15 protein-coding genes are annotated in these 15,923 nt (G+C 40.2%); 6 read left to right on the plus strand and 9 right to left on the minus strand.

What is annotated here, in order from left to right:
- Positions 1–54: 54 nt before the first annotated feature.
- Positions 55–1,014 (minus strand): porin, encoded by a 960-nt coding sequence (locus tag ACXAC1_RS02580; RefSeq protein WP_475058409.1) that lies wholly within the window; start codon positions 1,012–1,014, stop codon positions 55–57.
- A gap of 475 nt (positions 1,015–1,489) precedes the next feature.
- On the opposite strand from ACXAC1_RS02580, the gene ACXAC1_RS02585 reads away from it, so the two are divergent.
- Positions 1,490–2,248 carry a sulfite exporter TauE/SafE family protein gene (locus ACXAC1_RS02585; RefSeq protein WP_475058411.1) on the plus strand — a complete coding sequence of 253 codons (759 nt, stop codon included), beginning with the start codon at positions 1,490–1,492 and terminating at the stop codon, positions 2,246–2,248.
- 103 nt (positions 2,249–2,351) lie between these two features.
- Here ACXAC1_RS02585 and ACXAC1_RS02590 read toward each other — a convergent pair whose 3' ends face one another.
- Positions 2,352–2,561: a cold-shock protein gene (locus ACXAC1_RS02590; RefSeq protein ID WP_115468518.1), complete on the minus strand. Its 210-nt coding sequence runs from the start codon at positions 2,559–2,561 to the stop codon at positions 2,352–2,354.
- A gap of 339 nt (positions 2,562–2,900) precedes the next feature.
- Between ACXAC1_RS02590 and ACXAC1_RS02595 the strand changes: the two genes are divergently transcribed.
- The 3 genes from ACXAC1_RS02595 to gloA2 all read left to right on the plus strand — a co-directional run bounded on the left by ACXAC1_RS02595 (position 2,901) and on the right by gloA2 (position 5,406).
- The gene (locus ACXAC1_RS02595; protein WP_475058414.1) at positions 2,901–3,905 is read left to right on the plus strand and encodes a 2-hydroxyacid dehydrogenase; all 1,005 of its coding nucleotides are present in this window, start codon (positions 2,901–2,903) and stop codon (positions 3,903–3,905) included.
- A 146-nt stretch (positions 3,906–4,051) separates the two neighbouring features.
- Positions 4,052–5,008, plus strand: a complete 957-nt coding sequence (locus ACXAC1_RS02600; RefSeq protein WP_133562679.1) for a LysR family transcriptional regulator — start codon at positions 4,052–4,054, stop codon at positions 5,006–5,008.
- A 2-nt stretch (positions 5,009–5,010) separates the two neighbouring features.
- Positions 5,011–5,406, plus strand: a complete 396-nt coding sequence (gene gloA2, locus ACXAC1_RS02605) for an SMU1112c/YaeR family gloxylase I-like metalloprotein (protein ID WP_475058417.1) — start codon at positions 5,011–5,013, stop codon at positions 5,404–5,406.
- An 82-nt stretch (positions 5,407–5,488) separates the two neighbouring features.
- Here gloA2 and grxD read toward each other — a convergent pair whose 3' ends face one another.
- On the minus strand, positions 5,489–5,821 hold the full coding sequence (gene grxD, locus ACXAC1_RS02610; RefSeq protein ID WP_475058420.1) for a Grx4 family monothiol glutaredoxin: 333 nt from the start codon (positions 5,819–5,821) through the stop codon (positions 5,489–5,491).
- 240 nt (positions 5,822–6,061) lie between these two features.
- Between grxD and argF the strand changes: the two genes are divergently transcribed.
- Positions 6,062–6,967, plus strand: a complete 906-nt coding sequence (argF, locus tag ACXAC1_RS02615; RefSeq protein WP_475058423.1) for an ornithine carbamoyltransferase — start codon at positions 6,062–6,064, stop codon at positions 6,965–6,967.
- A 92-nt stretch (positions 6,968–7,059) separates the two neighbouring features.
- Entirely contained in the window at positions 7,060–7,986 is a 927-nt protein-coding gene (locus ACXAC1_RS02620) for a LysR family transcriptional regulator (RefSeq protein WP_266099527.1), read from the plus strand.
- A 225-nt stretch (positions 7,987–8,211) separates the two neighbouring features.
- Here the strand turns inward: ACXAC1_RS02620 and ACXAC1_RS02625 are convergent, their stop codons facing one another.
- From ACXAC1_RS02625 to ACXAC1_RS02650, 6 genes are all read right to left on the minus strand, one after another.
- Entirely contained in the window at positions 8,212–8,934 is a 723-nt protein-coding gene (locus ACXAC1_RS02625; protein ID WP_475058426.1) for an NYN domain-containing protein, read from the minus strand.
- 59 nt (positions 8,935–8,993) lie between these two features.
- Positions 8,994–10,847 carry a hypothetical protein gene (locus ACXAC1_RS02630; protein WP_475058429.1) on the minus strand — a complete coding sequence of 618 codons (1,854 nt, stop codon included), beginning with the start codon at positions 10,845–10,847 and terminating at the stop codon, positions 8,994–8,996.
- Positions 10,848–11,362: 515 nt separating this feature from the next.
- On the minus strand, positions 11,363–11,668 hold the full coding sequence (locus ACXAC1_RS02635; RefSeq protein WP_475058432.1) for a hypothetical protein: 306 nt from the start codon (positions 11,666–11,668) through the stop codon (positions 11,363–11,365).
- A 325-nt stretch (positions 11,669–11,993) separates the two neighbouring features.
- Positions 11,994–13,586: a TnsD family Tn7-like transposition protein gene (locus ACXAC1_RS02640; RefSeq protein WP_475058435.1), complete on the minus strand. Its 1,593-nt coding sequence runs from the start codon at positions 13,584–13,586 to the stop codon at positions 11,994–11,996.
- A complete protein-coding gene (locus tag ACXAC1_RS02645) occupies positions 13,561–14,496 on the minus strand; it encodes a TniQ family protein (RefSeq protein WP_475058437.1) in 936 nt (311 codons plus the stop codon). Before ACXAC1_RS02645 ends, ACXAC1_RS02640 begins: the two co-directional genes overlap by 26 nt.
- Entirely contained in the window at positions 14,486–15,922 is a 1,437-nt protein-coding gene (locus ACXAC1_RS02650) for a TniB family NTP-binding protein (protein WP_475058440.1), read from the minus strand. Before ACXAC1_RS02650 ends, ACXAC1_RS02645 begins: the two co-directional genes overlap by 11 nt.
- Position 15,923: the final 1 nt, after the last annotated feature.

Here is a 15,923-nt window from a genome sequence, read left to right on the forward strand (position 1 = left end):
AAGGCTCCCAATTGGGAGCCTTAGAGTAAACATAATCCACTTAGAGGTAAGGGATTAGAATAGGTATGTAGCACCAATTGCAGTTGTTTTGTCGTCATCTGCTGTCATTACGTCATCATCGTTAAAAGATGCATTCTGACCGTATTCAGCGTATACATACATGTTAGAAGCTAAGTCGTAAGTTACACCTACACCGTAAACATCGTAATCATCAACTCCGAAGCTGTTTACATCATCAAGATCAACTTTCTGAAGTGTTGCGTATACATCACCAGAACCGTAGTTAAAGCGAGCCGCTAGACCAAATGCTTTAGAGTAGTCTTCTACTTCTTCGTACTGAGCACCTAGAGAAAACGCTGGAGTTACTTGGTAAGTTAAATTTAGACCTGTTGTGCTTGACTCGCCGTCACCTGTGTTTTCACCATCATCATAACCAACAGCAACCGTTAGAGCATCTAAAGAGTACTTAAGAACTAAGTTCATAGCAGTACCGTCTTCAGACTCAGCAGCATTGTCTTCAGCAGAATCTTTAAGCGCTGCAGATGCTTGAACCTCAAAGCCACCAAAAGATGGAGAGTAGTATGCAATTGTATCTCCTTCTTTAACTGTTTGAGCAGTGTGAACTCCTAGGGCCTCAAACTGATCATAAACATCTTGAATTGCATTGTTGTAAATAGTGTCAAAAGAACCGACTTGGACTTTACCGAAAGAGCCCTGCAAACCAACGTATGCTTGGTCTAGGTTTACATCAATATCACTAGTTTTTTCATCTGCATCCGCTTCAAGTTCATACTTGAAGAAACCTGTCATGTCATCACTGATCGCTGTGCTACCTTGGAAGCCAAATGTAGAGCCGTTATCTTTAATTTCACCAGTATCAGACTTATCTGAATCGATGTAAGCAAGCTGAATGTTACCATATACATCGAAGTTAACTGTGTCGTCAGCTGCGAATGTAGACATTGAAGTCAATGCGGCACTTGAAACTGCGATAGCAACAAGAGTCTTTTTCATAAAACGGTTTCCTTTCTGTTGATTCACTTATTATGTACAGCGCTCGAACTGTGCAAGCCACTTACAGACAATGTAATATTCGTTCACATTTAATCAATACTACGCATCTTATTTGCACTCTGAATTCACCCTATCTACATTTTTTATACTTATTTAATCAATTCTCATATCACACTTTTTACAAACAAAAGAAAATACTTATAAATCAGATAGTTATATAAAAACTAAGGAGGCATCGATTTTTTAACATTACAATTAGCACGCTTAACGCAAATAAGTTGGTAAAAAAACGCAAGACCTACCATAAAAATCATATACACATAAACGAAAACAAAAATATGCGAATTCATTACACACTTATTTTCAATATCATTATTTTTCTGTATTTGGCTCGTTTTACTTTTGCATGCCTTGTGAGCCAATTGCGATACACTCTTAAAACCAAGAAACTTAATAAAAATATGGAGAAAGGGTTTTGGAGCTAGACTCAACGTATATTGTACTTTTGATAATTACCGGCTTTTTTGCCGGAATTATTAATACCCTAGCTGGGGGTGGTTCAAACCTAACGCTTCCAGCTTTAATGGTTATGGGCATGCCAGCAGACATTGCTAACGCAACCAATCGAGTAGCTGTATTCATGCAAGGACTCGTAGGAGTAAAAGGCTTTCATAAAGCAGGGAAAGTAAAACGCTCAGACATTATTCCAGTACTTGCTCCCACCCTTCTTGGAGGGCTGATCGGTGGCATTATGGCTTCTTATTCTCCTGAAGCCTATCTTAAGCCATTGTTGTTAATTGCCATGATCAGTATGACTCTCGTTATGCTAATTAAGCCAAGCGTAGTGATTGTTCCAGAGGGTACTCAACCTTATACCGTCTCAGAGAAACCAAGTGCTTGGTATGCATTATTTCTGGCTGGAGTTTATGGTGGCTTCGTACAAGCTGGTGTCGGCTTCGTGCTAATTGCGGCGCTTGCTGGAACATTGCGATATGACCTTGTCACAACGAATGCTTTAAAAATGGTATGCACCCTATCTTTCACGCTTCTAGCACTGATCGTATTTATCTGGAACGACCAGGTGTGGTGGCAGCAAGGGCTTATTCTTGCGATAGGCACGATGACAGGTTCAATGGTTGCTGTTCGCTTTGCCATTAATGCCAATCCAGCCCACTTAAAATGGTTTTTATTCGTTATGACGCTTGTCGGCAGTGCCGCAGCGATATTTTCGTAGCCCTAAGCAAGGCAGAAAACACAAAAAGAGGAAGTAAAGGAGAGCGAGGAAACAAAAAAGGCAGCTGAATCAGCTGCCTTTCGAGAAACGATACCGTCTAAAATTATAGAGGTTTAACGTTTTGAGCTTCTGGGCCTTTTTTACCTTGAGCTACTTGAAACTCAACTTTTTGACCTTCTGCAAGAGTTTTGAAGCCAGCTACGTCGATCGCAGAGAAGTGAACGAATACGTCTGGACCAGACTCTTGAGTGATGAAACCAAAACCTTTAGTTTCGTTGAAAAATTTAACTGTACCAGTAACTACGTCTGACATAATGATATTCCTGTTTGAAATAAGTTTTATTAATGTTGTATTGCTACAACGGGCATTGCTTAAAGAACTCGGTATTACTTATGACAAAACAGGACAATCCGTATTTGGCCGCAAGGGACACTGTACATAAATAGCGCCAATTATTTAAACATCTCGATTGTAAGGTTGTTTAGAGGACTAGGTCAATGGCTTAATCGTTTTTTTTGTAACTTTATAAAACTAGAATTTTCATAGGCATGAGCTTGAATTTGAGATAGATCAAAGAGCTGGTCATTGCAGCTCACTATGCGCCGCTTTGCACTCTATATTACACATAATACTTGCTCTTTGGAGGACCCCATGAAAGTTGCTGTTTTCTCTTGTAAACCTTATGACAGACGCACCCTAGAGGCCGCATCGAAAGATGCGACAAATCTAGAGCTTGTGTTTTTTGAAAGCCGCCTCAGTATCGAAACAGTGTCCCTCGTACAGAGCTATGATGCCGTATCCTGCTTTGTAAATGATGACTTAAGTCGAGAAGTTTTAGAGCAGTTATCGGCTAGAGGTATCAAGGCCATCGCTTTACGCTGCGCAGGCTACAATAACGTTGATTTGTATTGTGCTAAAGCGTTATCGATTCCAGTATTCCACGTCCCAGACTATAGCCCAACCTCTGTTGCGGAACATGCCGTCGCACTAATTTTGACGCTAAACCGTAAAATACATCGCGCTTACCATAGAGTAAAAGAAGGCAATTTTGCTCTTGAGGGGCTAATGGGCTTCAACCTAGAAGGGAAAACCGTCGGCTGCATTGGAACTGGCCGCATTGGCGAGGCCTTCTGCCGAATTATGATGGGATTTGGCTGTCGCGTAATTTGCTACGATTTAGCACAAAACCAACGACTCATAGAGCTTGGCGCCGAATACTTAGATCTTGAATCTCTCTATGCGCAAAGCGATGTCATCAGCCTTCATTGCCCTTTAAACGCCTCAACACACCACTTAATTAGCAAAAACAGCCTTGAGAAAATGAAAGATGGCGTGATGATCATCAATACCAGTCGTGGTGCTTTAGTAAATGCACAAGAAGCCATTGATGGGCTCTACAGTGGAAAAATAGGATATTTAGGGCTTGATGTGTATGAACAAGAAGGTAAATTCTTCTTCGAAGACATGTCCGATCACATTATTTATGACAGCGTCTTCCAACTCCTTCTTACTTTCCCAAATGTCGTTGTAACTGGTCATCAAGGCTATTTTACTGATATTGCACTAAGGCACATCGCAGACACCACACTGGAAAACTTGAAGCAATTACAATCCCCTAACCATACGTTCCAACGAGAACTAACAATTAAACAGTAATTCACAAGCCTCGCTTTCTTTCTTCTCCTAATAAGCGGGGCTGATTTTGCATTCTTAGTTTACACACGCAAAAAACTTGTACTTTCTTTTGTGAGCAATACAATTATTCTCATCTAGTTATTACACTTATAGCGCACATAAGAAGCATGAATATAAATAAGATCGACCTCAATTTGCTCATTTACTTGGATGTTTTACTTCGAGAGTGCAATGTCACGCGTTCTGCAAACAAATTAAATATTACTCAACCCGCCATGAGTAATGGCTTAAAAAGACTAAGAGATCTTCTGAATGATCCATTGCTAGTGCGCACGAGCGAAGGCATGAAGCCAACAGAAAAGGCTATACGCTTACAACCAATTGTCAGAAAGGTACTATTGGAGCTCGAAGAAGCACTCCAGCCTGAAGCCGACTTCAATGAGAAAACATCTACCAGAGTTTTCCGAATCATGGCGAGTGACTATGCCGCCTCCACGGTCATACCAAGGCTACTTAACCGATTACGTGAGAACGCTCCCGGTATTACCATCGATATCATGACGCCAAGTGATGTCACTTTCCATGACGTGGAAGCAGGAAAGATTGATATGGCGATTAACCGCTTCGAAGAGTTACCACAATCCTTTCACGAGAAAAGTGTTTGGCTAGACACATTTGTCTGCATGATGGCCGCCGATAACCCCATTGCTCAAAACTTTACTTTAGAAACATACCTTGAAGCGCAACATATTTGGGTAAGTAAAACAGGTTTTGGTGTAGGGGTTGGCATGGACCCAACAGATGTCCAGAAACTTGGATGGGTTGACGAGGCTCTGCAAAGGCAAGGACGCAAGCGAAGCATTCGTGTGTTTACCCGTAGTTACCACACGGCCATGCACTTAGCTCTTGAACAAGATCTGATTGCAACGTTGCCGAGAAAGGTTGCCTTGATCAACCGTAACAACCCAGATTTCGTTATCTTGGACCCTCCATTTGCCATTCCACCTATTGAGCTGAAAATGATTTGGAGCCCTTTATTGCATCATGATGCCAGTCACATCTGGTTCAGAAAGCAAGTCATTGAACTTGCCAATGAACTAAAAACCCAAAGTTATGGGCAATAGAAATGATGAGCTTTTCGGTTAGTGGTGTGCACCATATTGCAATTATTTGCTCAGATTATCAGCGTTCGAAAACCTTCTACCATCAGCTGCTGGGTTTTAAAGTGCTTCGCGAGACATATCGAAAGGAGCGTGATTCGTACAAATTAGACTTGGGGGTCGATGACCATACACAAATTGAGCTGTTTTCGTTTCCAGGCGCTCCTGAAAGACCTTCTTTCCCTGAAGCCCAAGGGCTAAGGCACCTTGCTTTTAAAACAACGAAACTAGATGAGACTGTCGATTATTTAATGGAACAGAACATCCCTGTAGAAGACATCCGCCTAGATGAAATAACGGGCAAGCGCTTCACATTTTTCCAAGACCCCGACGGTCTGCCCTTAGAACTTTATGAAGAATGAAAACAAAAACACCTCATAAAGAAGACTTCATGAGGTATTTTTTAAACACTTAGAGCGCTCGGTATAAACCAAGCAAGAATACTTACTCGCCTTCTTGCTCTTCAGCAGCTTCAGTAATCAGTGTTTGTAACTCGCCATTTTGAGCCATCTCAACAACAATATCACATCCGCCAATCAACTCGCCTTTCACCCAAAGTTGTGGGAAGGTTGGCCAGTTAGCGTATTTAGGCAATTCAGCACGAATATCTGGGTTTTCTAAAATATTTACGAAAGCAAAGCGTTCGCCACAAGCCATCAGTGCTTGAACAGTTTGTGCAGAAAATCCACACTGAGGCATGCGCGGTGTGCCTTTCATGTAAAGCAAAATAGGGTTGTTATTAATCTGCTCTTTGATTGTATCAATAGTGTTGCTCACGATCGGTAAACCTCATAATTCGGTCGCTCGTCAACGAACGACGTGAAGGGTGTATTTTTAGAGAAGTATGGGGATGTTAATTTTTTTTACAACCCTCCCCTTATCAAAACACGTGATGAATGCCCGTATTTCACCTAAAGCTTCTTTAATACAGACGACCTCCTCTTTACTACAGGCGACCTGTGTATTAAATTGGCTGATTCTTTATATTATTGGTTGAATTTTGACAGGAGCAATATCGTGTCGCCGAGACATTTTTTGACTCTGAAAGACCTATCGTCTGACGAGCTAAAGCAACTACTTTCACGTGCCACTGAACTTAAAAAAATGCACCGTGAAGGCACGCTATACGAACCAATGAAGAACAAAGTTCTTGCGATGATTTTCGAGAAGTCATCCACACGAACCCGAGTATCTTTTGAAGCAGGTATGGCGCAATTTGGTGGACACGCTCTATTCCTATCACCTCGTGACACACAACTAGGCCGCGGTGAACCTGTTGAAGACAGCGCTCGTGTCATTTCAAGTATGGTGGATGCTGTCATGATTCGTACCTTTGATCATGGCATGGTAGAAACGTTTGCAGCCAACTCTAGTGTTCCGGTCATTAACGCATTAACGGATGATTATCATCCATGCCAATTGCTTGCGGATATGCAAACTTACCTTGAGCACCGCGGATCGATTGAAGGCCAAAAAGTCGTTTGGGTGGGTGATGGTAACAACATGTGCCACTCATACATGAATGCAGCAGATATGCTTGGCTTCAACCTTGTGGTTGCTTGCCCGAAAGGCTATGAGCCAAATGGGCAAATTCTTTCAGAGAACCAACACTGCGTGACAGTAACGCACAACGTCCAGGAAGCCGTCACAGGGGCAAACCTTGTAGTAACGGATGTATTCGCCTCTATGGGGCAAGAAGACGAGCAAGAGCAGCGTCTACGTGACTTCGACGGTTTCCAAGTAAACCAAGAGTTGATGGCGCTTGCGGCAGCTGACGCATTATTTATGCACTGCTTACCAGCACACCGCGGCGAAGAAGTGACCAGTGAAGTCATCGACCATCCTGACTCTGTTGTCTGGGACGAAGCAGAAAACCGCTTGCACGCTCAGAAAGCTTTACTTGAATTTTTGATCTGTAACTAAGACAATCTCGTAAGGCTCGTAGTTAGAGGTATCTGGCACGAGCCTTTTTTATACGTTATGAGCTGAATAAAACTCAAAAACTCGAGATTATTATGAGCATTATTGAAGTTAGGCATCTTAAGACCCTTACCGCACTGAGAGACACAGGAAGCCTAGTTGAGGCGGCTGAGCGAGTACATCTAACCCAGTCTGCACTGTCACACCAACTTAAAGACCTAGAAGAAAAGCTAGGTTGCCCTCTTTTTATTCGAAAAACGAAACCCGTTCGCTTCACCAGCGCAGGTCTGCGCTTACTGCAGCTCGCTGATGATGTTTTAATGGCGTTTCGTTCAGCACAGCGAGATATTCAGCGCTATGCAGAAGGTGAAAGTGGCCGCCTACACATTGCGATAGAGTGCCACAGTTGCTTTGAGTGGCTCATGCCAACTATTGATCATTTCCGAGAGCATTGGCCTGATGTCGAACTCGATCTATCTACCGCATTTAGCTTTATGCCACTACCCGCATTGGCGCGCGGAGATTTGGATCTAGTGGTCACTTCTGACCCTCAAGATTTACCAAATATCGAGTACATACCGCTATTTCAATACGAATCTCAGGTGGCCTTATCGCGACACCATCCGCTCGCTAAAAAAGACTATCTCGTTCCTGAAGACTTCAAGAATGAGACCCTTATCACCTATCCGGTTGAATCAGAGCGCTTAGACATTTTTAAACACTTCTTAAGTCCTGCTGGTATCGCTCCTGCAAAAATTCGCCACAGCGAGCTGACGCTAATGATGATGCAACTAGTTGCCAGTGGTCGAGGAATTTGTTGTCTGCCGAATTGGGCTTTAACAGAGTACACCAATCGCCAATACGCGATCACAAAATCACTGGGCGAAGAAGGCGTATGGTGTAAATTGTATTTGGCAATTCGCAAGGATCAGCGTGAAAACGCCTACATGGATGATCTGATCAGCACAGCTTCAAAAACATGCTTTAAGAACCTACGTGGCATACTGTCTCCAGACCTCTAGCACCGTTTTATGCCAGCACCACACATGGGGGCAAAGAATTAAAACGTTAACTTTGTCCCCCTACAGACCGCATCATTAGGCGGTCATTTTTTGATCAAAAATCAATTCGACTGTTAATTTTCTCTAGCAAGCTCATTGCACCGTAGATAATTTTTACTTGCACTGAATTTAAATTAAACCGTTAACTATTTAAAGTTAAATAGTGAGAATTTAAATCAATCAATTCTACACACATATCTCAACTATTCGATTCTCTCCAGTAGTTAACGTTTCTAGCTTAACATAGCCTTTTTCAGACATTGAATTTATAAATTTCATGAAAGTTTTAAATTCAGTTTTATTCACTTTAAAGCTTGGATCTAATGCAGTCATCTTATCATTAGCTACTGAAACGTTAGTTGGCAACTTGGCTTGATTCATATTTCTAACTGCACGAATGAACAATCTATCTAAATCTGAAACTTCTTGCACATCTTGTTTAGATTGAAAATCTTCAAAGAATAATAAATTATCAAATGACTTAGCTATTATTGCTCTTCCTTTATCCTCTTTTTTGCATACTAGCCACACCTCTCTTCCGAACTTCCTTAACTTGTCAGCTATAACAGTAAAATCAGAATCTGTTGTCATAAAGCAATATCTATCAACTCTTGGATTATCTAAATATAGACTTTCAAAAGCATCTAAGCTCAAGAGCAAATCAGCTCTATTTTTCTCCTTTCCTATTTTTGGAGTATCAATAATATTGAAATTGTGTTCCAATATTTGACTTTTTAAAGTTTTCTTAGCTGTCGCTTGATTTCCGTATGCGGCCTTTATTGTAAAAACACAATTATACTCATCATCTGCGCTTAAAAATGAGTTCATTACTTCTTCAAGGTTAAATTCTGCCGAAGCAATATTTTCCATATCTACATAAACAGCTATATTAAAATTCTTCTTTCTCATTTTCTTATTCCTTTAAATATAAAGTGCAGTGACTAAAGCCACCACAATAATATTGTGCATTAAGCTAATTCATAACAAAGCCTAAAACCTGTTTTAACTCCCTTGTATTTTCCTGTTGAGTCTTTGGGCCCACAGGAACGCATGATATTTTTATCCTTATAGAAAGAAGAAAGACTTACTGATCTAATCTGAACACCTTCCATTAGCCATTCACAGAAACAGTCAGAATCAATAAAATTAAAACCTTCCACATTAAAATACTGGATTGAATTCTTAAACCTTAAGTGAAGTTTATCAAATTCAGCCTCTTCCATGTAAGGTGGGTGACCTTCAAACATACCTCCCTTACTATCGAAGAAGTTCATATCACTACCAGTAACTTTATTACGAGTAGAGTAACCACTTTTTCTCAAAGAATGGTATTCTGAAACCGATAAGGGACGAATTGGAATACCTTTTTTCTCTTCAAACCATTTTATATAAGCTAGAACATCATAGTATGTACATGATGCAGGAAGACTAGAATCTCTTTCACTATTAACCGGCAAAAGAGACTCTCCCTTACGGTAACTATAGTAGTCAGGATTCTCATTTATAAATTCGATCAACTCATCAATTGATACTAACTGAGAAACCATTAGTTGTTTCCCATCAATGAGTCTAGGATAAAACCCTTCTATCTTTGTACTTGAAGACCTTTTATCTAACTTATACTGACCAGTGGCTTGAAAGTAATCTTGCAATATATCATTAGTAATTGGATAGTTAGAAAGACTTCCCTCCCCTTCGTAGTAATACTTTTCAGCCTTGTGCCTTTCTAACTCTCTATTACCCTCATACTCGAAGTAAAACCAACGTTTATACTGGTAATCGTGATTAAATTTAGGAATATCAGATCTTTTTAGATTCTCGCCATAAATCTGATGATCGAAAATTTTATTACGCTGATTTCGTATCAGAAAATCATAATTACCAAACCCATCTTTAAGGAAAATGATATTTTCATTATAGGGGAGCACATTAACCCACCCTTCATTACTTACCCTTACTCTCATACTAATTAATTTCTGCAAGAATGTATAAAGATTTAGCTCATCTATAGCTTCATCACTATCCATATCTTTAGGAAAGTAAATCTTCATTACTGGTTCTTCATTAGTGTCTGTAAGAAGCCCACCCAATAAATTATAAAGAGGTCGCATATGATATCTATAGTTAAGAATAAGCAAGTCTATAATCTTAATTGAGATATCTTTATATTTTTTTTCGACTTTTTGATTTGGATTCTTCAAATAATCAAAAAAGCTTGGAAGATTTGACTTATCTTGTATAGAAAAAACTATTTCCGATAGAACATCTAATTCTAGAAGATGCTTTTGCTTTTCATTCAAATCAGATGTATCAGTTAAAAGTTCTGTCTCTTTCTTCAAATGAAGAGAATCAAATATTACTTTCTCTAAATCTTTATTTTGTTTGAGCAAATCATAAAGATCTTGGCTATGCCAACTTATTGGTCCAGAAAAATCGAAATCATAACCCGTAAAAATTTTAGTTGGTGTTTCACCCTCAGAATAAAACAGTCTTTCTGACACTTCTTGTCGATCAAATGGAAAAAATAAGTTGTATTCGCCATCTTTAGAGTGAGATAAAAGATTTTTTCGTTTTACAAGACCATGAGTTGCCATGAAAGGAAGAATTTTTTCATTATACTCTTCTTCATAGCTAGCAAATCCACCATATATGCCAAGCTTTTTAGCTATAGCATTAAGTTTGGTGTTATGAGAGATTTTCTCACGATCGTGACTAGTTTTTTTGGCAGCTTTCTTTAAATTTTCTGGAGAAAGATCAACCATAGGTACAATATGGAAGTTCTTTAAAGGAAGGTATGTTATTGGTGATGTATTTTGATTCATCCTAAAACCTATTAATTTATAGTCCTACCCTTTTATAGATAGCGTACTTCTGACTAAATAAGGTCAAAGAATGATGTTTGGATCGGAAATAGAAAAATACTTTTACGATTTGAGTGCTTTGTTTTGTAAGAAGTACATTACAAACCGCAGGTAAGCCTCAGCCCTTATTTGGTGATATTAATTTTTTAATTCCAAATAGTCAATAGATTAACTCTACATCGATAATGCAATCTAAAAAGATCGACACTTCTTAGTGACTAACTCACTCAATAGCTAACTTGCATAGCACTCCCTCTTGGAGAGTGAAGTGAATCGACCAGACTTCGCCAGACAATGTGGCTAGCTAGAATACGCTGCTTGCATCCGTAAATGATGTGAATAGCATCATTATTCGCATCACGACTTGATTTGAATAGATGATATGAGCTGCCGAAGCATTACCAAAAAGTGTGAAGACGTATTGATCTGGCATATCAATACTTAGGTAGCACTTAAACTCTTACTGTTCTTTAAAGTTACGCATAATTGTAATGATACTTCATGAAAAAATCTAAATGACAAGCTCGCCCAGCCGCTATTTCTTCGATCTGCTTCCACAAAGTCGGCAAATAGACCTTGATAGCTTCTGCATCAGATTGATGATTTTCATCGACACAGTCACCATCCGCTGCTTTGACCCAATCTGATGGACTTAAAAGACTCAGGTCTTGAAGAAAGAATGCTGGGATAGCTTCTCGAATCGATTCTTCACTACCAGAAGCCACGTAAATAGTGACACCTTCTCCCGTAGCAAAATAGCGGCAGACACCTACGTAAAACATATTTACTCCTCCAACTATAGATTCATTTAGAGCATTCAACTCAGTTGACACTGTAGACAGGCTCTTAGTTTTGCACCAAATTCGTCAAGAATTGGATCTATCCGCTCTTTAGGACAACCTGAGATGAGCTGTGTTTGTGGAACTGATGTCGCGGGATCAAGCTCAATGTGAAGTATTTCGAGTATATGAGGCTGTTCGCAAAGCTTGTGTAGCATAGCAAGGTAGGTAAAAGAGAACTGATCTGGGATATCAATGCACGGATAAAACTTAAAATCATCTCGTGTTGCTATCAGTGCTGTCACTACAGAATGATCTAGCCACATCGTCACTCACCCTCTTTTAAAACCCCTAGCTTTAAAAGTAGCAGCTTTGTTTTTGGCAGTTTATCCATAGAGCGCTTCAATACTCCATTGTCATTGATCAAATATCCGATTCTTGAAATTGCCATCTTCTCAGCGCCATCTATACCCATGATTGCATCATGCAGTCTGACATCATCTTCCTCCCATTTTTTATTGACGTAACCACCGACTCTTTTCTGCTTCTCTGGAAGTAGCTCTTCTAAGCGCTCACGATCATGCACATATAGATAGTAGTACTCTTTACTGTTGGATTCTTGAATAAGCTTTCTAGACCAATCTGGGTGCTCTGCAACAGCAAATTTGATCCTAGCAGTGGCAAGCTCAACCCTACGCATCCTTTCCAAGTTTTTGCGCCATAGTACTAACCCCGACACATTACTGATTTCAGCTTCGACTTTGTGAAGTCTTAGGTTTAGCTTATTCGCGATTTCTTGACGGTGTCTGCCAAGCAGAGCCAACACTAAAAAATACTGATACCAACTCGGTCTAGGTTCTGTTAAACACCCAATTTTCAGGTCATTAATACTCGCAACACGTTCTATCACAGAGGTAGCGCAATTAAGCTCCTGTCTAATTTCTCGAATCGAACACCCTTCTTTGATTTTTAAGAGAATCTGATCATCTATATTTCGTTTAGATAGAGACTCAGAGGCATGGTTGATCAAACGAGCATCTGTGTTAGATGCCATATGATCGAGCCATGTTTGAAAGAGAACGTGATGTAAAGGATGCTGATTTACACGAGATTTTAGCCGAAGCATTGGCCCTAGGAATCGAAACTGTAGCAGGTATTCCAAGCCTGAAATGGGCTGGTAGTCTTGATAAAAGCTTTCGATGGATTCCTTCAAGCTTTTACTTCTTATGCGGCCATTTGAAGTAATAAACCCTAATGCTTCTAAAGCTGAGCGATAGTCAGGTGCACAATCATGTGTGATAGAAAATGAGATCGTTGAAGTATGTTCTATTAACCTTAGTGCAGTTGAAGCAACCACAATGTTTTTTGGTGCGGCTTTCACAATGTCAGATAGGTTGCGGGCAGGCATAACCAAGTGCCGATCTACTCCAAAATCGGTGTTATCAGTGTAAAGCAACTTAATGCCATGTTTTGGGCAACTATCAATGCCTGGCAATTGGCTTTGAATATTGTAAATTCTTAGCCCTGTCTGTAACTCCTCTTCCTGTACACACCTTATGCAATAAAAGTGACCGGAGGCGCAAGGTAGCCCAAATGTCGTAATCAAGTTCTGAATAGAAACTGTTTTTCCGTGCTTCAGTCGATCAAGATACCGAGCATTTTGATCTGCTCCGAAGTAACGAAAGAGTGGATATAACGTGTGGTGTTGGACCAAATCATTAAGAAGTTCATCTGATGCGATATGCTCCAAATAACTGGGTAGAAATGGGTGGATTCTAATTCTAGGTGAGCCAAACAAAAGCTCTTTAGTCTCTCGGACCCTGTAGTTACCGAAACGAAGATGGTAACGAGTCGCCCAACTAAAAATGGTTTCAGTTGGGCGAAGAGGTAATCGATTAATGTACTTGGAGTTCCCAATCATAATTGATTACCTTTTTAAGGCTAGGAATCTCATGACGAAGCCAAAAGATAGTCACAAGCCAATAGATGGGGGATTTGACCCCGAAAGGAGAGGCGAAGTCTGAGATCGCGAGCCATAAAGCATTTGCACCATATTTATGTTTTTGCGCACAACGGCCTATCATACTGACAAAAAAGCTTTCACCTAAATCCTGATACATCTGCTTAAAAAGCTCATTAAAACGTTTCTTATCAAAGCTATAAGTCAGTTGACGCTCTACTTGTAAGAGATTTAAAACATCATTCTTAACTTTGTTGGCTAGGGTTGAGTCAGATTTGAGAGCATCAGAAAACTGATATATGAATGGCTGCCATTGACACTGCCAGTCATACTCTAGAACCATGGACTTTGATGATCTCAACCACTGATGAGGCAAACTGTAATCATGTATTTTCAAGCCGTCATGAGTACATAGAGGCACTTTATGGATAGAGCAAGTCATTGCGCCGAAGAAGTGGTGCGAGGCATGCCAATACGAATAACCGTAAACTTCACGTTCTTCTTTCAAACATTTAGGGCAGAATCGCCAGCCTCGATGTCCGGCAAAGGACTTTAACTCACTCGTTTTTCTCCCTTTTGATTGAATCTTCAAAAGGTCCTCAAGAGAGTCATTAACTAACAGCCAAGAAGGTACAGTTGTATGATCAAGAAACAACTCTGTTTCCGTTTTATCACCATCGTAGTTTTTATAGCGGCTGATAATCTCAAAGCTCTGCTCGCTAAGAGGCGTTTGAGAGAAGAGTTTTTGCTTTGATAATCCCGTATATTCTTGCCAGCGCCTCTCACTCATAACTCGTTTTGCATTCATGAGTCGAGACCGAGTCCAGCCACTGAAAATATGTTCATCTTGATTAAGGGTTTCAAGATTCATTCTCAAACTCCCCATCTAATGTCTGAGAGCCGATTTGCTTGCCTTGCGCAACAAGTAGTTGGCTCTTAATCTCATTTAGAACATGCTTTTCTTCTTCGCTGAATACAAATCTAGTTTCCAAATCAAGAACTCGATCCAGCGTCCTTTTAGCAGCTTGCCCATGCGGCACCTGCTTACGCATAAAGGTCTCAAGCTGAACCAATTCTTCATGCTTTTCAGACTGATAAATTTCATCAACAGTCATAAAATCTACTGAGCGAGCAATATTTTTTTCTCGAAGCTCCTTCAGAGCAGGTATCTGATTTGCAAAGCCTTTCTTCATAGTTTCGCAAATCAACTCTGGAGTAAGCATTTTGTTGCGAGGAATAACGGCTCTCATACAAGAGCGAAATAAATCCATGAAAATTGCAGGTATTCCTGCACTCTGAACCCAAAACTCGTTGATTACTGCATCAAGAGAAGAAACTGATACAGCTTTCTCAAGACCCGTAAAGAACTCTTCGTTAAATGCCCTAATTTCTTCTTGATCAGTTATGCGGGTCAGCTCAATTATTTCTCCAAGCCTTCGTTGATGACGCATGCGATCAGCGAATAACAAAACTGCGTTAGGCGTGCCGATTTTAATATGGGGGATTTTCAAGCTGTTGCTTAAATCATCAAATAACTGAATCATAAGTTTACGATCCGAATCTCTAACCGAATCGAGGTTCTGGACTTCATCGATGATAAACAAACCAACATGATGTCTTGTGAGAACAGTTCTCAAAGCCTCAACCATTTCAGCAATCGGAATGCGCTTGCCTTTTTGCGTTAGTACTGACTGCGCATAACCGGTATCTGGATACCCTGCTTTCTTCAGAACAATGTCAACTTGCTGAAGTAAACGATAAATCAGCTCAGGTCGTGCTGCGTTATGAGGCATATCAACTTTGATATAAGTAATCTGATAGTCGTCAAAATCATCGGTCTTATGTCTTACCACCTGCGGAAAACATGTACTCATGATCCAATCGATAGAAAGTGTTTTGCCGTTGCCTGTAGTGCTAATCAGTGCGGCAGTATCAGCTGTTGTTTTACCAATAGGGACTTCTATTTTCTCACCTGAAGCAATGGCATATTGATAGCTTATATATTGAGGAGAGGCTGGGTTAATCCCTTTGTAGCCTCGTCGGATCATTTGATAAACTTTCTCATACAATTCATAGTGCTCACTTCTGATAAAACGAAACTGATCAACTCGGTCAAGAAGTTCATCTAGTAATTCATAACGCTCATCAAAACTTTCTGCACATGGATATTCCATCAAATTCGAGGTTCGTTGATAAAAGGCCTTACCTTTCATTTTGAGAGGCATTGCATTGTACAAATAGTTTTTGTTGTCAGCATGTGTGTGCTGATATTCAGCATCGATGATTGCATATTTCATT

This window comes from Marinomonas sp. AWM4_232 (genome assembly GCF_056158325.1).

Excerpts from the sequence above, each read along its gene's own strand:
- ACXAC1_RS02580 (WP_475058409.1), bottom strand. The coding sequence starts at position 1,014 with ATGAAAAAGACTCTTGTTGCTATCGCAGTTTCAAGTGCCGCATTGACT.
- ACXAC1_RS02590 (WP_115468518.1), bottom strand. The coding sequence starts at position 2,561 with ATGTCAGACGTAGTTACTGGTACAGTTAAATTTTTCAACGAAACTAAA.
- ACXAC1_RS02595 (WP_475058414.1), top strand. The coding sequence starts at position 2,901 with ATGAAAGTTGCTGTTTTCTCTTGTAAACCTTATGACAGACGCACCCTA.
- ACXAC1_RS02600 (WP_133562679.1), top strand. The coding sequence starts at position 4,052 with ATGAATATAAATAAGATCGACCTCAATTTGCTCATTTACTTGGATGTT.
- gloA2 (WP_475058417.1), top strand. The coding sequence starts at position 5,011 with ATGATGAGCTTTTCGGTTAGTGGTGTGCACCATATTGCAATTATTTGC.
- ACXAC1_RS02620 (WP_266099527.1), top strand. The coding sequence starts at position 7,060 with ATGAGCATTATTGAAGTTAGGCATCTTAAGACCCTTACCGCACTGAGA.
- ACXAC1_RS02625 (WP_475058426.1), bottom strand. The coding sequence starts at position 8,934 with ATGAGAAAGAAGAATTTTAATATAGCTGTTTATGTAGATATGGAAAAT.
- ACXAC1_RS02630 (WP_475058429.1), bottom strand. The coding sequence starts at position 10,847 with ATGAATCAAAATACATCACCAATAACATACCTTCCTTTAAAGAACTTC.
- ACXAC1_RS02635 (WP_475058432.1), bottom strand. The coding sequence starts at position 11,668 with ATGTTTTACGTAGGTGTCTGCCGCTATTTTGCTACGGGAGAAGGTGTC.
- ACXAC1_RS02640 (WP_475058435.1), bottom strand. The coding sequence starts at position 13,586 with ATGATTGGGAACTCCAAGTACATTAATCGATTACCTCTTCGCCCAACT.
- ACXAC1_RS02645 (WP_475058437.1), bottom strand. The coding sequence starts at position 14,496 with ATGAATCTTGAAACCCTTAATCAAGATGAACATATTTTCAGTGGCTGG.
- ACXAC1_RS02650 (WP_475058440.1), bottom strand. The coding sequence starts at position 15,922 with ATGAAATATGCAATCATCGATGCTGAATATCAGCACACACATGCTGAC.